Source organism: Pantoea sp. Ap-967, from assembly GCF_011752565.1.
In the GTDB taxonomy this organism is placed as follows: domain Bacteria; phylum Pseudomonadota; class Gammaproteobacteria; order Pseudomonadales; family Pseudomonadaceae; genus Aquipseudomonas.
This window is the reverse complement of record NZ_VWXK01000012.1, coordinates 1-26,387: the sequence shown is the minus strand read 5'-3', so window position 1 is coordinate 26,387 and position 26,387 is coordinate 1. Positions and strand designations below refer to the sequence as shown.

The window sequence follows — 26,387 nt, the reverse complement described above, 5'->3', positions numbered from 1 at the left end:
TACACAGCGGATAACAGAACACGTTCCAGGCCCGCCTTGCAACCTGAAAGCGGATTTGGCGTCTAAGGCACAACCCGGCCTGTGGCCGGTTTTTTCGAGGAGCGTTCGTTCATGAAGATTCGTCTGCCACTGTTGGCTTTGGCCCTTGGCCTGGGCAGCCCGCTGGTGCATGCGCAGATGTTGCAACCTGGGTTGTGGGAACTGACCACCAGCAACATGCAGGTCGACGGCAAGCCGCTGCCGGACATGCAGTTCATCCTAGGGCAATTGAAGAATCTGCCGCCCGAGCAGCGGGCGATGATGGAGGGCGCGTTGGCCAACCAGGGCGTATCCATCGGTGGCAATGGCGTTCGTTCATGCCTGACGCCGGAGCAGGTGAAAACCAATGACATCCCGCTGCAGGACCCGAAGTCGGGTTGCACGCAGAAAATTACCGACCGCACGGGCAATGTCTGGAAGTTCCAGTTCAGCTGCCCGAAAGCCCAAGGCACCGGCCAAGCGACCTTTCTCAGCGACAAGGAGTTCACTACCCAGGTCAACGGCACGGTCAATGCCTCCGGTGTTCAGCAGCAAGGCAGCATGAACACTCGCGCGGTATGGCTGGGCAGCGACTGTGGCACCGTCAAACCTCGAACCTAAGCCTCACCACTGCCACTGGCTGCTGGCGACCGCATCGTGGGCATGCAGGCTCTCTGCATGTTCCACGCGCAGGTTGAAGGCCGTGGCCCATTCAAGCTGTCGCAGCGACTGATGCAGGCGTCGCGCGGCGTCTTCACAGAACATCAGGTTCTGCCCGTTGGCCAAGGCGAAGGCTTGTTCGTCTGCACGTTTCACAGCGGTTTGCACGGCAGTGCCCAGGCTGGCCTCAATGGTGTCGATCAAGCCAGTGACTGGCAGCCCCTGTTCATCCGAGCGCAAGCGCACCTGCACCGCTGCCTGGCTGCGTTGGCTATGGGGCGTTGCCACGATGCCTTGGCTACTGCCCAACCAATCGAGTACTTGGCTACGGTCTAGCGTAGGCGTTGTGAAATCTGCCAGGAACTGCTGCTGAATCAACTGCCGGGCCAGCGCAGCAGAGCATGGGCAAGTCGACGAATAGGGCACGCTTACCGATAGTTCCACGTGGAACATTTCATTTTCTAGCTTGGCATCTACCGTTACCGCATAGCTTTTCCAGCCGGCCAGTGGGCTAATCAGGGCAGGTCGCTTCAGCAAGTGCTGGAAGGAAAGGCGCAGGTACGCAGCCGAAGAAAGCCCTTCGTGGCTGGCGAGAAAGGTCGCCAGCAAGTTGCGAATGGCCGTTGGGCTCAGTGGCTGATGTTCCAGCGACTCTAGTGCCAGGTACAGGCGAGACATGTGAATGCCGCGCGCGCTGCCATCCACCAGGCTGACGCCGGCATCGGCCATGGCCGCTACATTGCGCCCATCCATTTGTACAGGCAAGGCGATGCCGCACATACCAACCCAGTTCAGGGGCGTGGTGTGTTGTTGGGGCTGGGCGGCGATGTCGGGGAGCAGCAGGCTAGTCATCAGAAATACCAGGTCAGGGAAGCGTCAGCGGCAGCCGCCAAGCAGGCTGCAGTGCAGGTTGAAACGTTGGCCACTGGAACTGGATACGCGGTTCAGCGTGGTCCAGCCAACGCGGCGGCTATATCCCACCCAGGCTTCACCATCGCTGGCCAGGCCGGTGAAGAAGGTCAGCGAGCCATAGCGGCTATTGGTTTGCGCCCACAGGCGGCGGGTCGCACTGTCGAAACCACGCAAGTAGAAATGGCTGCCTTCGGTGCGCACGCTGTAGTAGCTGCCATGGCGATCCTGGCAGGCCAGCAGTGTTGCACTGCGCGTGCACAGCGCCAGCGTGCTGGCCTGGGGCATGGCGAGTACGGATGCGGGCGCGACGAGCGTCAAACACAAGGCAGCGCGGAACAGGTTCATTTCAATCTCCGGGTACTCATCCGACGAGTACGACTTGGCGAAATTGTATTGTTACTTTATAACATTATGCAATGCATCGTTTCGAATGCGCTCGCCTGAAGAGATTTCGCCATGTCCAACCGTCTACCCGTCACCGTGCTGTCCGGCTTCCTCGGCGCCGGCAAGAGCACCTTGCTCAACCATGTACTGCGTAACCGCGACAACCTTCGGGTAGCGGTGATCGTCAATGACATGAGTGAAATCAACATCGACGCCAGCGAGGTGCAGCGCAATGTCAGCCTGAACCGCGCCGAGGAAAAACTGGTGGAGATGAGCAACGGCTGCATCTGCTGCACCCTTCGTGAAGACCTGCTGGAAGAAGTTGCCCGCCTGGCTGAGGAAGGCCGTTTCGATTACCTGTTGATCGAGTCCACCGGTATCTCAGAACCGCTGCCGGTGGCCGAGACGTTCACCTTCCGCGACGAGCAGGGGCGTAGCCTGTCCGACATGGCGCGCCTGGACACCATGGTTACGGTAGTCGATGGGCTGAACTTCCTGCGCGATTATCAGGCTGCCGACAGCCTCGCCAGCCGAGGTGAAACCTTGGGCGAGGAAGACGAGCGGTCGATCAGCGACCTGCTGATCGAACAGGTCGAGTTCGCTGACGTGCTGCTGCTGAGCAAGATCGACCTGATCAGCCAGCACGAGCGCGAGGAGCTGACAGCCATTCTGCGCAGCCTCAATGCCCGTGCGCAGATCGTGCCGATGGTCATGGGCCAGGTGCCGCTGGCGCGGATTCTGGATACCGGCCTGTTCGACTTCGACCAGGCATCCCAGGCGCCGGGTTGGCTCAAGGAACTGCGTGGCGAGCACATTCCCGAAACCGAGGAGTACGGCATCGCGGCCACCACCTGGACAGCACGCCGGCCCCTGCACCCCCAGCGCTTCTTCGACTTTGTCCACAACACCTGGAGCAATGGCAGGCTGCTGCGCTCCAAGGGCTTCTTCTGGCTGGCCAGCAAGTTCCAGGAAGCCGGGAGCTGGTCCCAGGCCGGCGGCATGATGCGCCATGGCCTGGCCGGGCGTTGGTGGCGGTTCGTGCCACATGACCACTGGCCTGAGGACGAGCAAAGCAAGGCCGACATCCTCAAGCACTGGAGCGCGGAAACCGGCGATTGCCGCCAGGAGCTGGTATTCATTGGGCAGAACATCGACTTCGTGAAGTTATCCACAGCGCTCGACCGTTGCTTGCTCACCGATGAGGAAATGGAAATGGGCCCCATGGCCTGGCTGCGGTTGGACGATCCGTTCGGCCCTTGGCATGCAGAGGAGGCAGCATGAACTTCGCGTTACAGCCTGTGGATATCCGCCAGGTGCATGGCGACTCACCTAGAACGCTGACCGAAATTTTCCAGGATGGCGTCAACTTGGCCGTGTGGGAGCGCCGCCTGCCGGCCCAGCTGGAGGACTTCGCCACCCTGGCGATCAGCCTCGGCCAGACATTGGCCGACCAGCGCGTGCTGGATGTGAATGAGCACGAGCCGCCTTTGCTGCCGGGTTTGCTGGCCGAGGCTGCGGATCTGCACGGCTACGAGAGCTTCGTCGCAGATGTGAAATGGTTGATCTCGGCCTACACCTGCCTGCTTGGCGCACGCCGGGTCGGCCTGCGCCTGCGGGTACTGCAAGGCGCCATGTGCCCGCGTTTCCATGTGGATAACGTGCCGCTGCGCTTGCTGACCACGTACGCCGGCCCTGGTAGCGAGTGGCTTGAGGAAGGCGCGATAGAGCGGGTGGGCTTGCACCTTGCGCCAGCGCCTGTGGATAACATTCGTACCTTGCAGGCCGGCGACGTGGCGGTGCTCAAGGGCGAAAAATGGCTGGGCAACGAGGGCGCGGGACTTATCCACCGCTCGCCACCCGGTGACCGGAGGCGCCTGCTGCTCAGCCTTGACTGGTTGGCCTGACGGGGCATAGTGAGGGGAAATTCGCCTGGTAGTGCTTGCATGCTGCAGAACATCCCCACCCATGTCATCGCCGGCCCCCTGGGCGCGGGCAAGACCAGTTTGATCCAGCAGTTGATGGCCCAGCGCCCGGCTGGTGAACGTTGGGCCGTATTGGTCAATGAATTCGGCCAGGTTGGCCTGGACGCGGCACTGCTCAGCCGCGATGAGGACGGTATCGCCATCGCTGAAGTGGCGGGGGGCTGCCTGTGCTGCGTCAACGGCACGCCCTTCCAGGTCGGGTTGGGGCGGCTACTGCGCAAGGCGCGCCCCGACCGGTTGTTCATCGAGCCTTCAGGGTTGGGCCACCCTTTGCAGCTATTGAACCAACTGCGGGCTGTGCCGTGGATCGGGGTGCTGGCGGTCCAGCCTTTGGTGATGGTACTCGACGCCCAGGCGCTGGCCAGAGGGGAGCCATTGCCGGCCTCTCAACAGCAAGCCCTGGACGCTGCAGCGTTGCTTGTGCTGAATAAAGCCGACGTTGTGGACGAAGATATTAAGTTGTTGATAAATAACAAGTTTTCATCTATCCACAGGGTTTGGGCCCGGCAGGGCTTGGTCGATCTCGAATCGCTGCCAGTTTCATCCACAAGTCAGTTTGATGACGTTTCTGTGAATAAATGGTTGGAGGAAAGGCTATCCACAGCGCCTGAGGCCCTGTGGATAGATCCATCCCAGCCGATGTGTTCAGTGGGAGAGGGTGAGGGGGGCTGGAGCATCGGCTGGCGCTGGCACCCCAGTCGGCAATTTGATCCACAGCGCTTGCTGGCATTTCTCAAGGCGTGGCCATGGGCGCGTGCCAAGGGAGTTATCCACAGCAGCGAGGGTTGGCAGTCATTCAATGGCTTGAGAGGGGAGTTGGGGCTGTGGCAGCCAAGTGACTGGCGCAAGGACTCGCGGGTCGAGCTAATTTTCGGGCAAGCGCAGCCGCAGCAAGCTTTGATGGAAGGGTTGGCTGATTGCCTGACCCCCTGAGCGCCTGAAAACTGCTCGGGGTTGTATGGCACCGGCCTTGCCGGTGATCGCGAGCTGCGCTCGCTCCTACGGGGTGTTGCGCAGGGCTGGTAGGAGCGAGCAGAGGTCGCGATGGGCCGCACCGCAGCCCGCACGGTTTCAGTTCCGCCAGCGGTTGTGTTCCTGCCGCCACTGTTGCATCTCGATCACATTGTCGGCGCGGGGCGGGGTCTTGATCTCGAACGGGTAGGGCGCCAGCTCGATCTGCATGCTATGGGCGCCGAACTGGGTCACGGTGCCGGGGTGGCGTTGCTCCCCGGTGACCGTGAACTCGAACCCATACACACGGGCCAGGCGCTTGCGGCCATTGGCATCGCGGATGAAACCGATGCGCTTGAGCGCCACCGCGTCGTCGAGCAGTTCCAGGTCCAGTTTGGCGCAGTGCTGTTTGACCCGCTCAAGGGCCTTCTCGCGCAGCCCGTGGTTATGCCATAACCAGGCGCCTGCCGTGCCCAATACCATCAGGACGAAGAGATTCTCCAGGGTCAACATTTGCGTATGCTCCAAACAGATGGAATCAGCTTAACTGCGTCCCTGGTCTGTCGTACAGGTGGCAATCGAGTTCATACTGCGCGACGCACAATCCTTGAAACCGTTTTGGAAAACGCCTGTATGAAACGTACCCCGCACCTGCTCGCCATTCAGTCCCACGTGGTCTTCGGCCACGCCGGCAACAGCGCCGCGGTGTTTCCCATGCAGCGTATCGGGGTCAATGTCTGGCCACTCAACACCGTGCAGTTCTCCAATCACACTCAGTATGGCCAGTGGGCGGGCGATGTGCTCGCGCCTGCGCAAATTCCTGCGTTGGTGGAAGGTATTTCCAATATCGGTGAGCTGGGCCACTGCGATGCCGTGCTCTCCGGCTACCTGGGCAGCGCCGAGCAGGGCCGGGCGATCCTTGCGGGGGTCGAGCGAATCAAGGCGGTGAACCCCAAGGCGCTGTACCTGTGCGACCCGGTGATGGGGCACGCCGAGAAAGGCTGCATCGTGCCCCAGGAGGTCAGCGAGTTCCTGCTTGAGCAGGCCGTGGCCAAGGCTGACATCCTGTGCCCCAACCAGCTGGAGCTTGACAGTTTCTGCGGCCGCCGCGCGCAGTCGCTGGAGGATTGCGTCGGCATGGCCCGCAGCTTGCTGGCGCGTGGCCCGCAGGTGGTGCTGGTCAAGCACCTGGCCTACCCAGGGCGCGACGCGAACACCTTCGAAATGCTGCTGGTCACCGCGGACCAGAGCTGGCACCTGCGCCGCCCGTTGCTGGCCTTCCCGCGCCAGCCCGTGGGCGTGGGCGACCTCACCTCGGGGCTGTTCCTGGCCCGCGTGCTGCTGGGCGACAGCTGGGTGCAGGCATTCGAGTTCACGGCTGCAGCTGTGCATGAAGTGCTGCTGGAAACCCAGGCCTGCACCAGCTACGAGTTGCAGCTGGTGCGGGCCCAGGATCGCATCGCCCACCCGCGCGTGCGCTTCGAGGCGCAGCGCCTGGCGGGTTAAACCGCTTCGTCGGCTTTCAGGTCCTGGTAGCGCTTTTCCAGTTCCTGGCGAATCTGGCGGCGCTGCTGGCCTTGCAGGAAGCGGCGCTTCTCTTCGCTCGATTGCGGCTGGCGCGGCGGCACCGGCACCGGGCGGCGGTTGTCATCGACGGCGACCATGGTGAAGAAGCAGCTGTTGGAATGGCGCACCGAGCGCTCGCGGATGTTTTCGGTCACCACCTTGATACCTACCTCCATGGAGGTGTTGCCGGTGTAGTTGACCGACGCCAGGAAGGTCACCAGTTCGCCAACATGCACCGGCTCGCGGAAGATCACCTGGTCGACCGACAGGGTTACCACGTAACTGCCGGCATAGCGGCTGGCGCAGGCATAGGCCACTTCGTCCAGGTACTTGAGCAAGGTGCCGCCATGTACGTTGCCAGAGAAGTTGGCCATGTCCGGGGTCATCAGGACGGTCATGCTCAGCTGGGCGTTTCCAGGTTCCATAGTGTGCTCACGGTTTGGTTGCGCTGAATCGGGGCGGGTATCTGCAGACACTTCTGTTTCCCCTCTTTGAAGGTTTGCCTTCCTGGTTTACGGGACGTTGGCCGCCGTTCCATGGTCACGCCGATTGCGTCATCACAGGCGGCTGATCAGCCGATCTGTTTCTGCATATTGCACCGGCTTTTTGCGGCGGGGTGCGATGTTAACCTGAGTACGCCCATGCAACATGGGCTTTCCTGCACTTAATACAGTATGTACTCGCTGCTCGCTCGGCTTGCCTTGGCAGAGGAGCGGTCTGCCTGGGCATCCCGCAACGTCGAAAAGGAGTATCGCGCCATGCATGCCATCAGTTTCATCCAGGACCTGGCAGTGATCATGCTGGTCGCCGGCGTGGTGACGATTCTTTTCCATCGCCTCAAGCAGCCCGTGGTGCTGGGCTACATCGTCGCAGGCTTCATCATCGGCCCGCACACCCCGCCCTTCGGCCTGATTCACGACGAAGACACGATTAAGACCCTGGCCGAACTCGGGGTGATCTTCCTGATGTTCTGCCTGGGCCTGGAATTCAGCCTGCGCAAGCTGTTCAAGGTGGGCGCCACGGCATTCATTGCGGCGTTCCTGGAAATCGTCCTGATGATCTGGATCGGTTTCGAGATCGGCCGCTGGTTCGGCTGGAATACCATGGACTCGCTGTTCCTCGGCGCGATTCTGGCGATTTCCTCGACCACCATCATCGTCAAGGCGCTGAACGACCTGAAAATGAAGAACGAGCGCTTTGCCCAGCTGATCTTCGGCGTGCTGATCGTCGAGGACATCCTCGGTATCGGCATCATCGCGCTGCTCTCGGGCATCGCGGTCAGCGGCACGGTCAGCTCGGGCGAGGTGTTCTCGACGGTCGGCAAGCTCTCGCTGTTCATGATCGTCGCCCTGGTGGTGGGTATCCTGCTGGTGCCGCGGCTATTGGCCTACGTGGCCAAGTTCGAAAGCAACGAGATGCTGCTGATCACCGTGCTCGGCCTGTGCTTCGGCTTCTGCCTGTTGGTGGTGAAGCTTGAGTACAGCATGGTGCTGGGGGCCTTCCTGATTGGCGCGATCATGGCGGAATCGCGCCAGTTGCTGAAGATCGAGCGGTTGATCGAGCCGGTACGCGACCTGTTCAGCGCCATCTTCTTCGTTGCCATTGGCCTGATGATCGACCCCCAGGTGTTGGTCGACTACGCCTGGCCGATCGTGGTGATCACCCTGGCGGTGGTGCTGGGCAAGATGCTGTCGTGCGGCATGGGTGCTTTCATTGCCGGCAACGATGGCCGCACATCGCTGCGGGTGGGCATGGGCCTTTCGCAGATTGGCGAATTTTCCTTCATCATCGCGGCGCTGGGGATGACCCTGCAGGTCACCAGCGACTTCCTCTATCCCGTCGCCGTGGCTGTTTCGGCCATCACCACGTTGTTGACCCCGTACCTGATCCGCGCTGCCGACCCGTTGTCGCAGAAACTCGGCAACGTGATGCCACGGCGCCTGGGGCGGGTGTTGTCGTTGTATGGCGAGTGGCTGCGCAACATCCAGCCGCAAGGCGAAAGCGCGATGCTGGCGGCCATGATCCGGCGCATCCTGCTACAGGTGGGGGTGAACCTGGCACTGGTGATCGCCATCTTCTTCAGCGGCGGTTACTTTGCCGGGCGTATCGGTGCCTGGCTCAATCAGTGGATCACCGATGTCAGCCAGCAAAAAGCGGTGATCTGGGGCGCGGCGTTGCTGCTGTCGCTGCCATTTTTGATTGCGGCGTACCGCAAGCTCAAGGCGCTGTCGATGCTGCTGGCGGAGATGGGGGTGAAGCCGGAAATGGCTGGGCGGCATACCCAACGTGTGCGCCGCGTGGTGGCCGAGGTGATTCCCCTGCTGTCGCTGCTGGTGATCTTCCTGCTGCTGTCGGCGTTGTCGGCGAGCATTCTGCCCACCAGCGAACTGTTGCTGATTATCGCGGTGGTGGCGGCGGGCGTGGTGGCGCTGCTGTGGCGCTGGTTTATCCGCGTGCATTCGCGGATGCAGATTGCCTTGCTGGAGACGCTGGAAAACAACCGCGATCATTCGCACTGACGAAGGGCGCCGCGTGCGGCGCATCGCGAGCTCTGCTCGCTCCTACCGGATCAGGCTACGGCCTGGTAGGAGCGAGCAAAGCTCGCGATGGGGCAAGCACGGTACTCAGCTTTCCAGCCAAACGTCCCGCGCCCAGTGCCACACCGATTCCCAGCTGTCCTCGCTCATTACTTCTTCTTCGCCGTCCCACAGCACCACGGTGCCATCTTCCTCGACGCAATAGTAATTGCCGCCATCCTGGCACAGCGGGATCAGGTCGCGCGGTACGCCAGCGTCCCAGGCGTTGGCGGCCACATCGGGCAGGTAGGTGTGCGACTGCGGGTCGGTGCAGGTCACAGGCTCCAGCGAGCCGTACACCACATCACTGACAGTCAGCAGGAACTCCTTGAACACGAAGGGAATGTTGATGAACAGCTGTTCTTCAATTTCAACCAGCTGGTCCTCATCGGGAAGCTCCAGCGGCACGGGCACTGGCTCATTGGCTTCACGGAGTTGTTCGATCACTTCTTCCACGGTTCACATCCTCTGACCTTGATGACAACGCTGCGCGTTATACCCTAGTAGCCTGCTTTGGCAAAAGCAAAACCCCGGGACAGGCCCGGGGTTTTTTGGACAACGCGCGTCGGTTAACCGTTCTGACGGATACCGGCAACCAACCAAGGCTGGTTGTCGCCCTGGGCGCGAACCATGTGCCAGCTTTCGCTGAAGGCCTCACCCTGGTCGAAGCGCGAGTTCTTCGACACGCCACGGAAGGTCAGGGTGGCGTCGGTGCGGTCGGCGCGATCATCAACGCCGTCCAACTGCACATCGAGGTTGTCGATGTAGGTGGACTGGAAGCCATCACCCAGTTCGGCACGCTCGCGCTTGAGGAATTCAAGCATTTGCGGGGTGACGAATTCGGCAATCTTGTCCATTTCGTTGGCATCCCAGTGCTGCTGCAGCGCCTGGAAGTGGTTGCGCGCAGCGGCCAGGAAGCTCTGCTCGTTGAACCAGGCCGGGGCATTGATCACCGGTGCGGCTGCGGCGGCAGGTGCGGCCGAACCCCCGAAGATGGTCTGCTGGGCCGGTTGAGCGGCCTGGCCATGGGCTTCACGCTGGAACGGCGCGTGGCCTGGAGCGGCCATTTGCGGCTGCTGCTGGCGACGGCGCGCGGCGATGAAGCGGAACACCAGGAAGGCGATCAGGCCCATGATCAGGAAGTCCATGATCTGCATGCCCTGGAAGCCATCACCCATGAACATGGAGGCCAGCAAGCCACCGGCAGCGAGGCCGGCCAGTGGGCCCAGCCAGCGCGAAGCACCGCTGGCGGCCGCTGGTGCGCGGCCAGGTGCGGTCGGCGCGGCGGCAGGCGTGGTTGGCGTGGCCTGGCGGGTTTGGTGGATTGGCGCGGCGCCCGAGCTCTTGCCGCCGCCGAAACGCTTGGCGTTGGCGTCCAGGCTCAGCGTCAGGCCGACGCAGAGCGCCAGTGCGATGCTAAGAAAACGTTGCATAGATGGGATTTCCCCTGTTGTGGATTGCACGCGCGTCATGGTGCACAGGTTCCTGTGCACATGACCAGCGACAAGATGTTTCCAGCTTTTGCCTGAACCCTGCGCTGGCCCCTGGTAGGAGCGACAGTATGTCGCGATGGGGTGCGCTAGCAGCCCCTGATCGCGCGTTGTGCTTGCAGCATGGAGGGCTGCTTTGCAGCCCATCGCGACATGCTGTCGCTCCTACCGGGAAGTGTTTGGGGTTCAGAGGGCTTCGAGCTTGGCGTAGCCGAGCATCAGCCATTTGCTGCCTTCGGCAAAGTTCACCTGCACCCGTGCCTGGGCGCCGGAGCCCTCGAAGTTGAGGATCACCCCTTCGCCGAACACCGCGTGCTGCACCCGCTGGCCCAGGTTGAAGGCGGTCTGGGGAATGGCGGCATTGGCGAACAGGCTGCTGGCCGTGCTGGTCGAGCCACCGAATGGCCGGCTGACGCTGTTGGAAAGCCGAACTTCCTGAACCAGGCCGCTCGGAATCTCGCGTACGAAACGAGACACCTTATTGTAGGTTTCGCTCCCGTACAGCCGCCGCGTTTCGGCATAGGTCATGATCAGCTGGCGCATGGCGCGGGTGATGCCCACGTAGGCCAGGCGGCGTTCCTCTTCCAGGCGGCCGGGCTCTTCCAGGCTCATCTTGTGCGGGAACAGGCCTTCTTCCATGCCCACCAGGAACACGAACGGGAACTCCAGGCCCTTGGCGCTGTGCAGGGTCATCAGCTGGATGCTGTCTTCGTGTTCGTCGGCCTGGGCGTCGCCGGCTTCCAGCGAGGCATGGCCGAGAAACGCCGACAGTGGCGACAGGTCGTCGTCATCTTCGCTGGGCTCGAAGTTGCGCGCAGCGCTCACCAGTTCCTCAAGGTTTTCTACCCGTGCCTGGCCCTTTTCACCCTTTTCTTCCTGGTGATAGATAATCAGCCCGGACTGCTCGATGGCCGTTTGGGTCATGGTGTGCAGGGGCATGTCCGCGACCTTGCCGGCCAAGCCCTCGATCAGTTCGATGAAGGCGCCCAGGGCACTGGCCGCACGGCCCTTGAGGGCCTTGGCGGCGAGCAGCTGGCACATCGCTTCCCACATCGACAGCTGGCTGTGGCGGGCATGCTCGCGGATGGCCTCGACGGTTTTCTCGCCAATGCCACGCGGCGGCACGTTGATGACTCGCTCCAGGGCGGCATCGTTGCCACGGCCCTCGATCAGGCGCAGGTAGGCCATGGCATTCTTGATTTCAGCGCGTTCGAAGAAGCGCTGGCCGCCATAGATGCGGTAGGGAATGCGTTCGCGCAGCAGCGCTTCCTCCAGCACCCGCGACTGGGCGTTGGAGCGGTACAGGATGGCGATGTCGCTGCGCGCGTTGCCTTGCTTTATAAGGCTTTCGATGGTTTCGACCACGTAGCGCGCTTCGTCGTGCTCGTTGTAGGCCGCGTACAGCGTCAGCGGCTCGCCTTCGCCCATGTCGGTCCACAGTTCCTTGCCCAGGCGCCCGCTGTTGTTGGCAATCAGCGCGTTGGCCGCCTTGAGGATACCGCCGGTGGAGCGGTAGTTCTGCTCCAGGCGGATCATCTCGGCATCGGGAAAGTCGGCGGTGTACTGGTGGATGTTTTCGATCTTCGCGCCGCGCCAGCCGTAGATCGACTGGTCGTCGTCGCCCACGGCCATCAGGCTGCCGCCGTTCTTGCCGGCCAGCAGGCGCAGCCAGGCGTACTGCACGGCGTTGGTGTCCTGGAATTCGTCCACCAGCAGGTGGCGGAAACGGCGCTGGTAATGTTCCAGCAGGCCGGGGTGGTCGCGCCACAGGTCGAGGGCACGCAGCAGCAGCTCGGAGAAATCGATGACCCCGGCGCGTTCGCAGGCCTGCTCGTAGGCGCTGTAGACGTCACGCATGGTCTGCAGGAACAGGTCGCCACCGGCCTGGATATGCTGTGGCCGCAGGCCTTCGTCCTTCTGCCCATTGATGAACCACTGGGCCTGGCGGGCTGGCCATTTCTGTTCGTCCAGGCCCAGTTCGCGCATCACCCGCTTGATCAGGCGCTGCTGGTCGTCGCTGTCGAGGATCTGGAAGTTCTGCACCAGCCGCGCTTCCTGCCAGTGCGCCCGCAGCAGGCGGTGCGCCAGGCCGTGGAAGGTGCCCACCCACATGCCCGCCGGGTTGATGCCCAGCAGCTGTTCGATCCGCTGGCGCATCTCGGCGGCGGCCTTGTTGGTGAAGGTCACCGACAGGATCGAATGCGGCGAGGCTTGCTCGACCTGGATCAGCCAGGCGATGCGGTGCACCAGCACGCGGGTTTTACCGGAACCGGCGCCAGCAAGCACCAGCTGACGCCCAAGCGTGGCCGCGACGGCCTGGCGTTGGGCATCGTTGAGGGAGTTCAGCAGGAGGGAGAGGTCGTCTGTGTGCATGCGGCCATTCTAGGGGGAGGCAGGTTACGGGGCAAACACTGCACTGTATAAATATTCACCCTGCAGCGAGCCATTCATCGCCAAGGCCAGGTGAAAGATGACCTGGAGCAGTTTGGTCGACCGCATCGCTTGTGTAAGATCGCTGCTCGTTCAGTGCCAACCATAACAAGAACTCTACAAGAATCAGCGCCATGACCCAGCAATGCACGGTGATCGGAGTATCACCGGAAGTGACACGGAACGTGCGCAGGCAATTCGCCACCCAACTGTCCGTGGAGCGAACCCGCCTGCTTTACCAGGGCTCGTTGTTGCCCACTCTGTTCATGTTGTTCAACGGCCTGCTGTGTGCCTGGCTGTTGTGGAGCCCGGCGCGCTACCTGTTGGTGATCGTGTGGCTGGTCTGGCTGCTGGCGTTGGTGGCCTTGCGGGTCATCCAGGTGGCGGCGTTCGAGGCAGCGGCGCCCCAGCGCCAGGCCAGCCGTGCCTGGCGGCGCATGTTCCTGGCAGGTTCTGCGTTCAGCGGCCTGACCCTGGCCTGCGCCGCCATCGCCCTGGTGCCGGAGGAAAACTTCCTGCAGCAGGCCTGGGTTTTCGGCCTGCTGGGCATGGCTACCCTGAGCGCCAGCATCGCCTACGCAGTCAGCCTGCCGGCGTTTCTCAGTTTCGCCTTGCCCTGCCTGCTGCCGCCAATCGCCTTTCTGTTCTACTTCGATACCGGCCAGCAACAGGGTTGGGGCTGGCTGGGGCTGATCCTGCTGGCGGCCTTGATGGTGGTGGCCTGGCAGGTCAATCGCCTGCTCGACCGCAGCCTGTTGCGGCGCTTCCAGAACCAGGCCTTGAACCAGGACCTGCAGCGCATTTCAGCGCAGAAGGTGTTGGAAGAACAGCAGCGCCTGGCCGCGACAGTGTTCGAAGCCAGCAACGATGGCATTGCGGTGTTCAGCGCCGACTTCGTGGTACTGGCCGTGAACCAGCCCTATTGCCAGATGACCGGGTACGAGCGCGCGCAGTTGCTGGGGCACGAGTTCTTCGAGCTGCCGTGCAGCAGCGACGCCCGTCGCCACAGCCAGACGATCGAGCAGGCGCTGCAGGTACAAGGCGGCTGGCAAGGCGAGCTGGTGGAAGCACGCCGGCAAGGCGAGTTGCACCCGCAATGGTTGCGCCTTACCGCGGTGCGCGATACCGAAGGCCGATTGAGCCAGGTGGTTGGCTTCTTCACCGACCTGTCGGCGCGACGTGCCTCCGAGGAGCGCTTGCGCTACCTGGCGCACTACGACGAGTTGAGTGGCCTGGCCAACCGTGCGCTGTTCCGCCTGCGCCTGCTCGAAGCCAGCCAGCGAGTACGCCACAGCGGCCGCAGCCTGGCGCTGCTGCACATCGACCTGGACCGCTTCAAGCTGCTCAATGAAAGCCTGGGCCATGAGCTGGCCGACCAACTGATCCGCAAGATCGCCCGGCGCATTGCCAGCACCGTGCCTGAGGCCGACACCGTGGCGCGGCTGTCGGGTGATGAGTTCGCCGTGCTGTTCGACGGCTACAGCAACCTGTCCAGCCTGGTGCGGGTGACCACCCGGTTGCTGAACAAGCTGCGTGTGCCCCAGCGCCTGAACGACCATGAAGTGGTGGTCAGCGCCTCGGTGGGCATCAGCATGCTCACCGACGCCTCGCTGGACGTCGACACCTTGATCAGCCAGGCCGATATGGCCAAGCAACATGCCAAGCACCTGGGCGGCGATAATTTCCAGTTCTACACCGAGAGCCTGCGGGCCAGCACCCTGGAGCGCCTGCAGCTGGAAACCCAGTTGCGCCGGGCCCTCGAGGAAGGCCAGCTGCTGGTCTATTACCAACCCAAGCTGTGCCTGCGCACCGGCCGCCTGCACGCGGCCGAGGCGCTGGTGCGCTGGCAGCACCCGCAACGCGGTATGGTGCCGCCCGGCGAGTTCATTGGCCTGGCCGAAGAAACCGGGCTGATCGCACCCATGGGCGAGTTCGTGCTGCGCCGCGCTTGCGAACACGCTTGCCAGTGGCTGCGCGATGGCCTGGAGGTTCGGGTTTCGGTGAACCTGTCGGTGTACCAACTGCGCCAGGGCAAGCTGGTGAGCCTGGTGCGCCAGGTGCTGGAGGAAACCGGGCTGGCGCCGCAGCAGCTGGAACTGGAGCTGACGGAAAGCCAGCTGCTGGACAACGTGGAACACATCATCACCACCTTCGAACAGCTGCACACCCTGGGCGTACAACTGGCCATCGACGACTTTGGCACAGGCTATTCATCCCTGAGCTACCTCAAGCGCCTGCCGGTGGATTACGTGAAAATCGACCAGGCCTTCATCCGCGGCCTGCACGAAGGCAGCCAGGACGCGGCCATCACCCGGGCGATCATCACCATGGCCGGCAGCCTGGGCCTGAAGGTGGTGGCGGAAGGGGTGGAAACGCCACAGCAACTGGCGTTCCTGCGCGAGCAGGCCTGTGATGAGGCCCAGGGCTACCTGATCAGCCGGCCCATCCCCGAGCCGGAGTTCCGGCGCTTGCTGGCCAGCCCGCGGCAAGCCTGAGCCACGGGCGGTTCAGGCATGCCAATGCCGGCCATGGCGCGCCAACAGGCTGTTGGCCTGCTCCGGGCCATTGCTGCCGGCCGCATAGTGGCGGGGCGCCTGGAAGTGCTCCTCCCAGCCCTTGATGATCGGGTCGACCCAAGCCCAGGCGGCCTCTACTTCGTCGCGGCGCATGAACAGCGTCGAATCGCCTTCGAGGATGTCCAGCAGCAGGCGCTCATAGGCCTCCCAGCGGCGGGTCTGGCCGAATACCTGGGCCAGGTTGAGGTCCAGGTCGACGGGTTCCAGGCGCATGCCCTTGCCCGGGCTCTTGGTCATCATGCGCAGGCTGATGCGCTCATCCGGCTGTAGCTGGATCAGCAACTGGTTGACCTGGCCGCCGTTGAACAGCTCATGCGGCACTGGCTTGAACTGGATGACGATCTGCGACGAGCGCCGCGCCATGCGCTTGCCGGTGCGCAAGTAGAACGGCACGCCGGCCCAGCGCCAGTTTTCGATGTGGGCATGCACGGCGACGAAGGTTTCGCTGTCGCTGTCGTTGTCCACGTCCTTTTCGAAGTAATAGGCCGGCACCTCCTGGCCCCCGATGTAGCCGGCGCCGTACTGGCCGCGCACGGTCTTGTCCTGCACGTCCTGGCCGGTGATCGGCTTGAGCGCCCGCAGCACCTTCACTTTCTCGTCGCGTACCGCCTCGGCCTCGAACTGCGCCGGCGGCTCCATGGCCACCAGGCACAGCAGCTGCAGCAGGTGGTTCTGCAGCATGTCGCGGGTGGCCCCGGCGCGGTCGTAGTAGCCGCCGCGGTTTTCCACGCCAAGGGTTTCGCACACGCTGATCTGCACATGGTCGACCTGGCCATTGCGCCATACCGGTTCCAGCAGGGCATTGGCAAAGCGCAGGGCCATGAGGTTCTGCACTGTCTCCTTGCCCAGGTAGTGGTCGATGCGAAACACCTGGGGTTCGTCGAACACCGCGCCAATCGCTTCGTTGATGGCAGTGGCCGAGGCCAGGGAGTGGCCGATGGGTTTTTCCAGCACGATGCGTGCTTCGCTGTCGGCAAGCCCGGCGACCCGCAGGTGGTTGGCAATCGGCACGAACAGGTTGGGGGCGGTGGCCAGGTAGTAGATGCGCGTCAGCCCTCCAGGCTCGCCCAGGTAACGCGCCAGGCGGCCGAAATCGGCGCTTTGCGCGGCGTCCATGGGGAAGTAGTCCAGCCGTGCGGAAAACCGCTGCCACACTTCCTCTTCGAAGTCCTGGCGGGCGACCTGGGCCCGGCAGTGGCGCTCGGCAAGCGCGAGGTACTGGTCACGGCTGATGGGGCGGCGGGCGAGGGCGATGATGCGCACGGCGTTGTTCAGGCGTGCCTCGCGGAACAGGTGATACAGCGCTGGCAGCAGTTTGTGCAGGGCCAGGTCACCGGTGCCACCGAACACCAGAATGTCGCAAGGGATAGTCAAACCACCACTCTCCACGTTCGTTTAACTGGGCGGGTTGGCGTCCATGTAGTATAACTACAAGAAAGCTACATCCCGGCCAGCCGATCATAACCGAGTCCAGCCCGTGAATCTGTTGCAACATATCGCCCAATCGCGCCACCTGCTGCGCAAATCGGAACTGAAAGTGGCCGACCACGTGCTGCTCGACCCGGCTGCCGTCATGCACAGCTCGATGGCCGACCTGGCGCACAGCGTGGGCATCAGTGAGCCGACCATCGTGCGATTCTGCCGGGCGATCGGCTGTTCGGGCTTCCAGGACCTCAAGCTCAAGCTGGCGCAAAGCCTGGCCGCCGGCGCCAGTTTCGGCCAGTTCGCCATCCATGAAGACGACTCGGTTGCCGACTACAGCCTGAAGATCTTCGACACCACCCTGCATACCCTGATGGAAGTGCGCGAACACCTCGACCCGCACGCCCTGCAACAGGCCGTGAGTGCCATGGCCCAGGCGCAGCGCGTGGAGTTCTATGGCTTTGGCGCTTCCGGCGCGGTAGCGGCAGATGCCCAGCACAAGTTCTTCCGCCTGTTGCTCAGCGCTGCGGCCTATTCCGACCCGCACATGCAGGCGATGTCGGCCGTTACCCTCAAGCCGGGTGATGTGGCAGTGTGCATTTCCCAGTCGGGGCGCTCCAAGGATTTGCTGATCACTGCCAACCTGGTGCGCGAGAGTGGGGCCAACCTGATTACCCTATGCCCAAGCGCAACGCCGCTGGCGGAGCTGTCGACGGTCAACCTGGCCATCGATGTGCATGAAGACACCGAAATCTATACGCCGCTGACCTCGCGTATCGCCCACCTGGTGGTGATCGACGTGCTGGCCATGGGCGTGGCCATGGCCCGTGGGCCGAGCCTGGTCAATCACCTCAAGAGTGTGAAGCGCAGCTTGCGCAGCCTGCGTTTGTCGCCCAAGTCGATCAAGGCTACCGACGACTGATTTGTGTTTGTCTGTGCCGGCCTCTTCGCGGGGCAAGCCCGCTCCTACATGGATGGCCTCACCGTTTGTAGGGGCGGGCTTGCCCGCGAAGAGGCCGGCACAGGCGGTCAGATTTCATGGTTTTGTCACCAATCCACAGCCAAACCGTAAACCCCAGGCGCCAGTCTGAAACTCCCGCATCCTATCTGGGAGACAGGCCATGGCTCGTGATTTCGACGGTACGTACCAACCCAGCGCCAAAGCTCGCAAGCAGCAGGAAAAGGACCAACGCCGCATGGAATATCGCCGTGCGATCGAAAGCTACTGCGACCAGCGCCAATTGCTGCGCGACCTGGCCGACTACCCCGAACTGCAAGAACTCACCGTGTGGCAGGCGTCGGCGGCATCTTCCCCGAAAAACGTTCAACAAGCGCGCTGATCAGCGCACGTTCGCTGCGGATGAACGCCAGAAACGCCAAGGCCACCGGCGACTGTCGCTTGGCCTTGGCTTGCACCACGCACCAGCTGCGGTACAGCGGCAGTTCCTCCACCGGCAGCTCCCTGAGCACCCCGGCGGCCAGCTCCATGTTCACGGCGTGGCGGGTCAGCAGGGCGACGCCCAGGCCTGCGATCACGCACTCGCGCTGGGCATCGGCCGAGGCCACTTCCAGGGTTTGGGTGAAGTGCACGCGCTTGTCCTTGAAGTATTCCTCGCAGGCCTTGCGCGTGCCCGAGCCCTGTTCGCGGACCAGCAGGGTATGAGGCTCCAGGTCCTGCAGGCGCAGGTGTTCGAGCTTGCACAACGGGTGCTCGGGCGGCGCCACGGCGATGATCGGGTTGTTCAGGAACGGCAGGAACTCAAGGCCCATGTCCTGCGGCACCATCGACATGATGATCAGGTCGTCGCGGTTGTCGGAAAGGCGCCGGATCGCCTGGGCGCGGTTCACCACCGTGAGGGTCAGGTTCACCTCCGGGTGACGCTGCTTGAAGGCGGCGAACAGGTGTGGCACGAAGTACTTGGCACTGGACTCGATCGCCAGTTTCAACTGCCCCTGCAGTGAACCCTGCATGTCCGACAGCTGCATGTCCAGGCTCTCCAGGCGGCCGAAGATGTCGCGGCTGGCGCGCTGCAGCGCCTCGGCCGCTTCGGTCAGGTAGAGCTTCTTGCCAACGTACTCGAACAGCGGTTGCCCCATCAGCTCTTCAAGCTGGCGAATCTGTAGGCTGACCGCCGGTTGCGTCAGCGACATCTCTTCTGCCGCCCGGCTGTACGAGCGTAAATCGCACACCTCGTTGAAGATCTGCAATTGACGTAATGTCATACGCATCAAGGACTTACGCATTTTTATAGGCTCATCGGCAATACCTTGTTACCGAACTATAAGCTTTTGCTAATGCAGCCCCTAACAAATATTGATTTTTGTTTATCAACCTTCGGCGCTAGGGTGAATACGCGACTGGCCAACAACACCTGGTCACGCGCCGACCGGTAAAACCGGATCGTCTGTTCCTACGGCTTTGGGAAGACTCCAGTGATAAAAAAAATCCTGATCGCCAACCGGGGTGAAATCGCAGTTCGGATCGTGCGTGCTTGCGCCGAGATGGGCATTCGCTCTGTCGCGATCTATTCCGACGCCGACCGTCACGCCTTGCACGTCAAGCGCGCCGACGAGGCCTACAGCATCGGTGCCGAGCCGCTGGCCGGGTACCTGAACCCGCGCAAGCTGGTCAACCTTGCTGTGGAAACCGGCTGTGATGCCCTGCACCCGGGTTACGGTTTCCTGTCGGAAAATGCTGAACTGGCAGAGATTTGCGCCGAGCGCGGCATCAAGTTCATCGGCCCGGCTGCCGACGTCATTCGCCGCATGGGCGACAAGACCGAAGCGCGCCGTACCATGATCCAGGCCGGCGTTCCGGTAACCCCCGGCACCGAAGGCAACGTGGCCGATATTCACGAAGCCCTGAGCGAAGGCGACCGTATCGGTTACCCGGTGATGCTCAAGGCCACCTCCGGCGGCGGCGGCCGCGGCATTCGCCGCTGCAACAGCCGTGAAGAGCTGGAGCAGAACTTCCCGCGGGTCATTTCCGAGGCCACCAAGGCCTTCGGTTCGGCGGAAGTGTTCCTGGAAAAGTGCATCGTCAACCCCAAGCACATCGAGGCGCAGATCCTCGGTGACAGCTTCGGCAACGTGGTGCACCTGTTCGAGCGCGATTGCTCGATTCAGCGGCGCAACCAGAAGCTCATCGAAATCGCCCCGAGCCCGCAGCTCACCCCCGAGCAGCGTGCCTACATCGGCGACCTGGCAGTGCGCGCGGCCAAGGCCGTGGACTACGAGAACGCCGGTACCGTGGAGTTCCTGCTCGCCGATGGCGAGGTGTACTTCATGGAAATGAACACCCGCGTGCAGGTGGAACACACCATCACCGAGGAAATTACCGGAATCGACATCGTCCGCGAGCAGATCCGCATTGCCTCGGGCCTGCCGCTGTCGGTGAAACAGGAAGACATCCAGCACCGTGGTTATGCGTTGCAGTTCCGCATCAACGCAGAAGACCCGAAAAACAACTTCCTGCCCAGCTTCGGCAAGATCACCCGCTACTACGCCCCCGGCGGCCCGGGCGTGCGCACCGACACGGCGATCTACACCGGCTACACCATTCCGCCGTTCTACGACTCCATGTGCCTGAAGCTCGTGGTCTGGGCGTTGACCTGGGAAGAAGCCATGGACCGCGGCCTGCGGGCCCTGGACGACATGCGCGTGCAAGGGGTGAAAACCACCGCCGCGTACTACCAGGAAATCCTGCGCAACCCCGAATTCCGTAGCGGCCAGTTCAATACCAGCTTCGTCGAAAGCCACCCTGAACTGACCAACTACTCGATCAAGCGCAAACCCGAAGAGCTGGCCCTGGCCATCGCCGCCGCCATCGCCGCCCACGCAGGCCTGTGAGGAACCCCATAATGTCCAAGAAAATTCACGTAACCGACACGATCCTGCGCGACGCCCACCAGTCCCTGCTGGCCACCCGCATGCGCACCGAAGACATGCTGCCGATCTGCGACAAGCTCGACAAAGTCGGCTACTGGTCGCTGGAAGTCTGGGGCGGCGCCACCTTCGATGCGTGCGTGCGCTTCCTCAAGGAAGACCCATGGGAGCGCCTGCGCAAGCTGCGTGCCGCCCTGCCCAACACCCGCCTGCAGATGCTGCTGCGTGGCCAGAACCTGCTCGGCTACCGCCACTACAGCGACGACGTGGTCAAGGCCTTCGTCGCCAAGGCGGCGGTCAACGGCATCGATGTGTTCCGCATCTTCGACGCCATGAACGACGTGCGTAACCTGCGCGTGGCCATCGAGGCGGTCAAGGCTGCCGGCAAGCACGCCCAGGGCACCATCGCCTACACCGTAAGCCCGGTGCACACCATCGACGCCTTCGTTGCCCAGGCCAAGCAAATGGAAGCCATGGGCTGCGACTCGATCGCGATCAAGGACATGGCCGGCCTGCTGACCCCGTTCGCCACCGGCGAGCTGGTGCGGGCACTGAAGGCCGAGCAGTCGCTGCCGGTGTTCATCCACTCCCACGACACGGCCGGCCTGGCTGCCATGTGCCAGCTCAAGGCGGTGGAAAACGGCGCCGATCACATCGACACCGCGATCTCCAGCTTCGCCTGGGGCACCAGCCACCCAGGCACCGAGTCGATGGTTGCCGCCCTGAAGGGCAGTGAATTCGACACCGGCCTGGACCTGGAGCTGCTGCAGGAAATCGGCCTGTACTTCTACGCCGTGCGCAAGAAGTACCACCAGTTCGAGAGCGAGTTCACTGCCGTGGATACCCGCGTGCAGGTCAACCAGGTGCCGGGCGGGATGATTTCCAACCTGGCCAACCAGCTCAAGGAGCAGGGCGCGCTCAGCCGCATGAACGAAGTGCTGGCGGAAATCCCGCGGGTGCGTGAAGACCTTGGCTTCCCGCCGCTGGTTACCCCGACCTCGCAGATCGTTGGCACCCAGGCGTTCTTCAACGTACTGGCCGGCGAGCGCTACAAGACCATCACCAACGAGGTGAAGCTCTACCTGCAAGGTGGCTACGGCAAGGCCCCGGGCGTGGTCAACGAGCAGCTGCGCCGCCAGGCGATCGGCAGCGAGGAAGTGATCGACGTGCGCCCGGCCGACCTGCTCAAGCCGGAGATGGCCAAGCTGCGTGGCGACATCGGCGCCCTGGCGCGTTGCGAAGAAGACGTGCTGACGTTCGCCATGTTCCCGGACATCGGGCGCAAGTTCCTCGAAGAACGCGAAGCCGGCACCCTGACCCCTGAAGTGCTGCTGCCAATTCCCGAGGCCGGCGCTGTCGCCGCCCCGGGCGGTGAAGGCGTGCCGACCGAGTTCGTCATCGACGTGCACGGCGAAACCTACCGCGTCGACATCACCGGCGTGGGCGTGAAGGCCGAAGGCAAGCGCCACTTCTACCTGTCGATCGACGGCATGCCGGAAGAAGTGGTGTTCGAGCCCCTCAACGAGTTCGTGGGCGGTGGCGGCAGCAAGCGCAAGCAGGCCAGCGCCCCGGGCCACGTCAGCACCACCATGCCAGGCAACATCGTCGATGTGCTGGTCAAGGAAGGCGACGTGGTCAAGGCCGGCCAGGCCGTGTTGATCACCGAAGCGATGAAGATGGAAACCGAAGTCCAGGCGGCCATCGCCGGCAAGGTCGTGGCCATCCACGTGGCCAAGGGCGATCGCGTAACGCCGGGCGAGATCCTGATCGAGATCGAAGGCTGAGATAAGCCCTCATCTACAAGCGGTTAACCTCTGGGGAGCGGATGCTCCCCTTTTTTTGTGTGCGGCCCTTTCACCAGCAATACCCCATTCCCTGTAGGAGCGGGCTTGCCCCGCGAAGAGGCCAGCTGCCCCAGCACACCCATCAGCTTCTACGGCATGCCTCAAGTGTTTCCACCTGCCCCCCCAGCTGTTGGTTTCCAAGACTCAACCACCGCTCAAACCCCGCCGCCACCTGCGGCCATTCATCATCGGTAATCGAATACCAGGCCGTATCGCGGTTATGGTCCTTCACCACCAGGTGCTTGCGGAACACCCCCTCGAAGGTGAAACCGAACCGCTCTGCCGCGCGTTTGGAGCGGGCATTGGCGTTGTTGCACTTCCACTCCAGGCGGCGGTTGCCCAGCTCGAAGCTCAGCTTGCCCAGCAGGTAGACGGCCTCGGTGCTCTTGGGCGTACGCTGCATGGGGGCGCCGAAGGCGATGTGGCCGATCTCGATACGGCCGTGGTCGGGCACGATCGACATGAGCGTGAGCACGCCTTGGGCCTGGCCGCTGGCGCGGTCGATGACGGTGAAGTACAGCGGGTCGTGGCCGGCGGCGTTGCCTTGCAGCCAGCGGTCGAACGCGGCGCGCTCGGTGAACGGGCCATAGGGCAGGTAGTCCCACAGTACCGGGTCGGATTCCGGGCCTTGCAGGGCTACCCACAGGTCATCGCCGTGGCGCGCCGGGTCGAGCTTTTCCAGGCGGATGAAGCGGCCGTCGATGGGCTCGGCCTTGGGCGCCGTGGCGGGTTTCCAGTTCAGTGCGTCAGTCATGTGGCCTACAACCCTTTGCGGAATTGGATGAAGCCTGGGCGCTCGGCAACCTGCTCGTACAGGCTGATGGCGGTGGCGTTGGTTTCGTGGGTCAGCCAGTGCACCTTGATGCAGCCGGCGGCCTTGGCCGTGGTGTACACGTGCTCGATCAACTGGCGGCCGATGCCCAGGCCGCGCTGGGCGCTGTCGACATACAGGTCCTGCAGGTAGCAGGAGTTCTCGATGCTCCAGTTGGAACGATGGTAGATGAAGTTGACCATCCCCACCGCCTTGCCATCGACCCAGGCCAGGGTCGAATGGGTGGGCTCGTTCGGGTCGAGCAGGCGCTGCCAGGTGCTGAGGCTGACCTGCTCGGCCAGTTCGGTCTGGTAGAAGCGCAGGTAGGCCTGCCACAGGGCGAACCAGGCGGCGTGGTCTGGGGCGCTGACAGGGCGCAGGGTAACGCTGGGCATGGGGCTTTTCCTTCAGAGGTGGCGCATCTGCGCTGCAAGTTGGTTGTCCAGGTAATCGGTGCTGGCGGCCAGGCCGTCGCGCACCCCGGCGAGGTCTTCGGCGCTGCGGTTCTGGCTGAGCTTGCGTGCGCCTTGCAGGCGGGCAATGGGCAAGCGAATGCCGACGATGGCGCGCAGCATGCCGTCGAGGTAGTCGGCAGGGGCGTCGGCGACCTGCCAGGGCTGGCTGCGGCCCTGTTCGTGGCGTTCGGTCAGGCGGCTGACGATCTGCAGCAGCGGCGCGGGCTCGTGGATCACCTGCGCCGCGCCGTAGGCATGCACGGCCAGGTAGTTCCAGGTCGGCACCACCTTGGGGTTGTCGGCCTTGCTCGGGTAGTAGCTGGGGCTTACATAGGCGTCTGCACCGGGAAACACCAGCAAGGCTTCAGCGCCCTGTTCCAGGTCGTGCCACTGGCGGTTGGCCCGTGCCAGGTGGGCGTAGACGGTGCCGAACTCGCCCTCGGCGGTGTCCAGCAGCACAGGCAGGTGGGTGGCCAGCAGGCCCTGTTCGCCATGGCTGATGAGCACGGCCAAGCGGGTGTCGAGCATGTGCTGGTGCAGGCGCCCGAGGTCGTGTTCCTGGTGGGGTTTGCTGTTGTACATGTGCGGTTCCCTTGTGCAGTGGCTCCATCCTAGGCAGGCTAATGGTTCTGGGTAAGAGCCATTAGAAGCTGTTTTGATAGGTCCAATGCCATGAGCGATCGCCCCCTCGTTTTACCGTTCGACCCGGCCGGCATCGTGCTCGACCGCCAGCGCGGGCTTAGCCAGCAGTTGTACCAGGCCTTGCGAGCGCGGGTGCTGGACGGCCGCTTGAGCAGTGGCACGCGCCTTCCCGCCACTCGCGACCTGGCCAAGGTGCTGGCACTGTCACGCAACAGCGTGGTGCGCGCCTACGACCAGCTGTATGCCGAAGGCTATATCGAAAGCCGGGTAGGGGATGGCACCTATGTCAGCCGCCTAGCAAAACTATCCACACAACTATCCACAGGGTTATCCCGGGGGTTATCAACAGGTTTATCCACATTTGAGGGTGAAGGCACTGAGGTTTTATCCAGCAATGCACGTTCCAGCGAGCCCCTGCAGCGGCTGAAAAACAACCACCTGCCAGCACCAAAAAGTGGTGCCCCGCGGGCATTTCGCGTCGGAATTCCGGCATTCGATCTGTTCCCTTTTGACGTCTGGGCCAAGCTGCAGGCGGGTTTCTGGCGCAACCCCAGCCCGGCCCAACTCGGTTACGGCGACCCAGCCGGTGAGCCGGTACTGCGTGAACTGATCGCGGCCTACCTGCGCCGCTCGCGTGGCCTGAGCTGCACTGCTGAGCAAATAGTGATCACCAGTGGTGCGCAGCAGGCCATCAGCCTTTGTGCACAGCTGCTGTTGCAGCCAGGTGACGGTGTGGCTGTGGAAAACCCAGGCTACCGGGCTGCCGGGCACACCTTCGCCGTGGCCGGCGGTAAGGTGACAGGTGTACCGGTGGACGACGAAGGCATGGTGTGCCAGCGCCTGGAGCAGGTGGCAAACTGCCGGTTGGCCTATGTCACCCCCGCGCACCAGTACCCGACCGGCGTCACCATGAGCCTGGCCCGGCGCCTGGCCTTGCTGGCCTGGGCCGAGCGCAACGATGGCTGGGTGATCGAGGACGACTACGACGGCGAATACCGCTACAGCGGTGCCCCGTTGGCGCCGCTGGCAGCGCTGGATCGCCAGGGCCGGGTGCTGTACATCGGCACCTTCGGCAAGATCGCTTTCCCGGCGCTGCGCCTGGGCTACCTGGTGCTGCCGCCGCGGTTGGTGCAGGCGTTCAGCCAGGGCCGGGCGCTGGCGGTGCGGCATTCGGAGGTGGGCACCCAGTGCGTGATGGCGCAGTTCATGGCCCAGGGGCATTTCCAGCGGCATATCCGGCGCATGCGCAAGGCGGCATTAAGCCGGCGCAATGTGCTCAAGGCCGGGTGGCCGGTGGACGTGCCTGGGTTGGGGGCGATGCCAGAGGTGGCGGCGGGGCTGCATGTGAAGGTGGCTGTGGATAACTATGCGCGGGAGCAGGAGCTGGTGGCCAGGGCAGAGGCGGTGGGGGTAGAGGTGAATCCGCTTAGCAGTTATTGGCTTGAGGACAGCGAGGTGGCGGTGGATGGGCGGGCGGGGCTGGTGCTCGGGTTTGCGGCGGTGCCTGAGGGAGAGATTGCCGAGGCGTTGATGCGCTTGCGCAAAGCGTGGCGGCCTCTTCGCGGGGCAAGCCCGCTCCTACAAGGGTAATGCGTATCCTGTAGGAGATCACCCAGCCCTCTTGGGGCTGCGCTGTCGCGCAGCAAACATGATGGCGCACGACTTCATATCTGCGTTGGCGCTGACATTTTGCAAAAGAAAAGGCGTCTGGCCCGTTAGGGCCAGACGCCTTTTGCTTTGTTAGGGTTCGAGCGCGCGGGACAGAGATCGTAACCGGCACTGG

The 26,387-nt window shown here is 63.1% G+C and carries 24 protein-coding genes; 12 read left to right on the top strand and 12 right to left on the bottom strand.

Annotated elements, in window-relative coordinates:
* Nucleotides 1–111: 111 nt before the first annotated feature.
* Nucleotides 112–639, top strand: a complete 528-nt coding sequence (locus F3J45_RS14545) for a DUF3617 domain-containing protein (protein ID WP_167063616.1) — start codon at nucleotides 112–114, stop codon at nucleotides 637–639.
* A gap of 3 nt (nucleotides 640–642) precedes the next feature.
* On the opposite strand, the gene folE2 is transcribed toward F3J45_RS14545, so the two are convergent.
* Entirely contained in the window at nucleotides 643–1,530 is an 888-nt protein-coding gene (gene folE2 / locus F3J45_RS14540) for a GTP cyclohydrolase FolE2 (RefSeq protein ID WP_167063613.1), read from the bottom strand.
* A gap of 24 nt (nucleotides 1,531–1,554) precedes the next feature.
* Entirely contained in the window at nucleotides 1,555–1,935 is a 381-nt protein-coding gene (locus F3J45_RS14535) for a glutamine synthetase (RefSeq protein ID WP_167063611.1), read from the bottom strand.
* Nucleotides 1,936–2,046: 111 nt separating this feature from the next.
* Between F3J45_RS14535 and zigA the strand changes: the two genes are divergently transcribed.
* From zigA to F3J45_RS14520, 3 genes are read left to right on the top strand one after another with little or no spacing between them, the layout of a single operon-like run.
* Complete coding sequence (gene zigA / locus F3J45_RS14530) at nucleotides 2,047–3,255, top strand: zinc metallochaperone GTPase ZigA (RefSeq protein WP_167063608.1); 1,209 nt, start codon at nucleotides 2,047–2,049, stop codon at nucleotides 3,253–3,255.
* Nucleotides 3,252–3,878 carry a DUF1826 domain-containing protein gene (locus F3J45_RS14525; RefSeq protein ID WP_167063604.1) on the top strand — a complete coding sequence of 209 codons (627 nt, stop codon included), beginning with the start codon at nucleotides 3,252–3,254 and terminating at the stop codon, nucleotides 3,876–3,878. The genes zigA and F3J45_RS14525 overlap by 4 nt, the downstream gene beginning before the upstream one ends.
* A 39-nt stretch (nucleotides 3,879–3,917) precedes the next feature.
* Nucleotides 3,918–4,889 (top strand): GTP-binding protein, encoded by a 972-nt coding sequence (locus F3J45_RS14520; RefSeq protein ID WP_167063601.1) that lies wholly within the window; start codon nucleotides 3,918–3,920, stop codon nucleotides 4,887–4,889.
* A gap of 138 nt (nucleotides 4,890–5,027) precedes the next feature.
* Here F3J45_RS14520 and F3J45_RS14515 read toward each other — a convergent pair whose 3' ends face one another.
* Complete coding sequence (locus F3J45_RS14515) at nucleotides 5,028–5,420, bottom strand: DUF3301 domain-containing protein (RefSeq protein ID WP_167063598.1); 393 nt, start codon at nucleotides 5,418–5,420, stop codon at nucleotides 5,028–5,030.
* A 120-nt stretch (nucleotides 5,421–5,540) separates the two neighbouring features.
* On the opposite strand from F3J45_RS14515, the gene pdxY reads away from it, so the two are divergent.
* Nucleotides 5,541–6,413, top strand: coding sequence for a pyridoxal kinase PdxY (gene pdxY, locus F3J45_RS14510; RefSeq protein ID WP_167063595.1), 873 nt, complete (start codon nucleotides 5,541–5,543; stop codon nucleotides 6,411–6,413).
* Here pdxY and F3J45_RS14505 read toward each other — a convergent pair.
* The gene (locus F3J45_RS14505; RefSeq protein ID WP_167063592.1) at nucleotides 6,410–6,898 is read right to left on the bottom strand and encodes an acyl-CoA thioesterase; all 489 of its coding nucleotides are present in this window, start codon (nucleotides 6,896–6,898) and stop codon (nucleotides 6,410–6,412) included. The two genes, pdxY and F3J45_RS14505, sit on opposite strands and share 4 nt — an antisense overlap.
* Nucleotides 6,899–7,231: 333 nt before the next feature.
* Here F3J45_RS14505 and F3J45_RS14500 point away from each other — a divergent pair, with 333 nt between their 5' ends.
* Nucleotides 7,232–8,992, top strand: coding sequence for a cation:proton antiporter (locus F3J45_RS14500; RefSeq protein ID WP_167063589.1), 1,761 nt, complete (start codon nucleotides 7,232–7,234; stop codon nucleotides 8,990–8,992).
* Nucleotides 8,993–9,097: 105 nt separating this feature from the next.
* On the opposite strand, the gene F3J45_RS14495 is transcribed toward F3J45_RS14500, so the two are convergent.
* The 3 genes from F3J45_RS14495 to uvrD all read right to left on the bottom strand — a co-directional run bounded on the left by F3J45_RS14495 (nucleotide 9,098) and on the right by uvrD (nucleotide 12,912).
* The gene (locus F3J45_RS14495) at nucleotides 9,098–9,505 is read right to left on the bottom strand and encodes an SMI1/KNR4 family protein (RefSeq protein ID WP_167063586.1); all 408 of its coding nucleotides are present in this window, start codon (nucleotides 9,503–9,505) and stop codon (nucleotides 9,098–9,100) included.
* A gap of 113 nt (nucleotides 9,506–9,618) precedes the next feature.
* Complete coding sequence (locus F3J45_RS14490) at nucleotides 9,619–10,482, bottom strand: Tim44 domain-containing protein (RefSeq protein ID WP_167063583.1); 864 nt, start codon at nucleotides 10,480–10,482, stop codon at nucleotides 9,619–9,621.
* Nucleotides 10,483–10,725: 243 nt separating this feature from the next.
* Entirely contained in the window at nucleotides 10,726–12,912 is a 2,187-nt protein-coding gene (gene uvrD, locus F3J45_RS14485; RefSeq protein ID WP_167063580.1) for a DNA helicase II, read from the bottom strand.
* A 191-nt stretch (nucleotides 12,913–13,103) separates the two neighbouring features.
* Between uvrD and F3J45_RS14480 the strand changes: the two genes are divergently transcribed.
* Complete coding sequence (locus F3J45_RS14480) at nucleotides 13,104–15,464, top strand: bifunctional diguanylate cyclase/phosphodiesterase (RefSeq protein WP_167063577.1); 2,361 nt, start codon at nucleotides 13,104–13,106, stop codon at nucleotides 15,462–15,464.
* Between the two features lie 12 nt (nucleotides 15,465–15,476).
* Here the strand turns inward: F3J45_RS14480 and zwf are convergent, their stop codons facing one another.
* Complete coding sequence (gene zwf, locus F3J45_RS14475) at nucleotides 15,477–16,919, bottom strand: glucose-6-phosphate dehydrogenase (RefSeq protein ID WP_167063574.1); 1,443 nt, start codon at nucleotides 16,917–16,919, stop codon at nucleotides 15,477–15,479.
* A 103-nt stretch (nucleotides 16,920–17,022) separates the two neighbouring features.
* On the opposite strand from zwf, the gene hexR reads away from it, so the two are divergent.
* Together hexR and F3J45_RS14465 are read left to right on the top strand one after the other, a co-directional pair.
* The gene (hexR, locus tag F3J45_RS14470) at nucleotides 17,023–17,889 is read left to right on the top strand and encodes a transcriptional regulator HexR (protein WP_167063571.1); all 867 of its coding nucleotides are present in this window, start codon (nucleotides 17,023–17,025) and stop codon (nucleotides 17,887–17,889) included.
* 199 nt (nucleotides 17,890–18,088) lie between these two features.
* Nucleotides 18,089–18,307, top strand: a complete 219-nt coding sequence (locus F3J45_RS14465; protein WP_167063568.1) for a PA3496 family putative envelope integrity protein — start codon at nucleotides 18,089–18,091, stop codon at nucleotides 18,305–18,307.
* Here F3J45_RS14465 and F3J45_RS14460 read toward each other — a convergent pair.
* Nucleotides 18,249–19,211, bottom strand: coding sequence for a LysR family transcriptional regulator (locus F3J45_RS14460; RefSeq protein WP_167063565.1), 963 nt, complete (start codon nucleotides 19,209–19,211; stop codon nucleotides 18,249–18,251). The two genes, F3J45_RS14465 and F3J45_RS14460, sit on opposite strands and share 59 nt — an antisense overlap.
* A gap of 189 nt (nucleotides 19,212–19,400) precedes the next feature.
* Between F3J45_RS14460 and F3J45_RS14455 the strand changes: the two genes are divergently transcribed.
* Both F3J45_RS14455 and oadA read left to right on the top strand, forming a co-directional pair.
* Complete coding sequence (locus tag F3J45_RS14455; RefSeq protein WP_167063562.1) at nucleotides 19,401–20,816, top strand: acetyl-CoA carboxylase biotin carboxylase subunit; 1,416 nt, start codon at nucleotides 19,401–19,403, stop codon at nucleotides 20,814–20,816.
* An 11-nt stretch (nucleotides 20,817–20,827) separates the two neighbouring features.
* Nucleotides 20,828–22,636: a sodium-extruding oxaloacetate decarboxylase subunit alpha gene (gene oadA, locus F3J45_RS14450; protein ID WP_167063559.1), complete on the top strand. Its 1,809-nt coding sequence runs from the start codon at nucleotides 20,828–20,830 to the stop codon at nucleotides 22,634–22,636.
* 142 nt (nucleotides 22,637–22,778) lie between these two features.
* Here oadA and F3J45_RS14445 read toward each other — a convergent pair whose 3' ends face one another.
* The 3 genes from F3J45_RS14445 to F3J45_RS14435 are packed head-to-tail and all read right to left on the bottom strand — an operon-like array spanning nucleotide 22,779 to nucleotide 24,544.
* The gene (locus tag F3J45_RS14445) at nucleotides 22,779–23,450 is read right to left on the bottom strand and encodes a GNAT family N-acetyltransferase (protein WP_167063556.1); all 672 of its coding nucleotides are present in this window, start codon (nucleotides 23,448–23,450) and stop codon (nucleotides 22,779–22,781) included.
* Nucleotides 23,451–23,455: 5 nt separating this feature from the next.
* Nucleotides 23,456–23,902, bottom strand: coding sequence for a GNAT family N-acetyltransferase (locus F3J45_RS14440; RefSeq protein WP_167063553.1), 447 nt, complete (start codon nucleotides 23,900–23,902; stop codon nucleotides 23,456–23,458).
* A gap of 12 nt (nucleotides 23,903–23,914) precedes the next feature.
* Nucleotides 23,915–24,544: an FMN-binding negative transcriptional regulator gene (locus F3J45_RS14435; protein ID WP_167063550.1), complete on the bottom strand. Its 630-nt coding sequence runs from the start codon at nucleotides 24,542–24,544 to the stop codon at nucleotides 23,915–23,917.
* A gap of 90 nt (nucleotides 24,545–24,634) precedes the next feature.
* Between F3J45_RS14435 and F3J45_RS14430 the strand changes: the two genes are divergently transcribed.
* Nucleotides 24,635–26,194 carry a PLP-dependent aminotransferase family protein gene (locus tag F3J45_RS14430; protein WP_167063547.1) on the top strand — a complete coding sequence of 520 codons (1,560 nt, stop codon included), beginning with the start codon at nucleotides 24,635–24,637 and terminating at the stop codon, nucleotides 26,192–26,194.
* The last annotated feature ends 193 nt before the right edge of the window (nucleotides 26,195–26,387 follow it).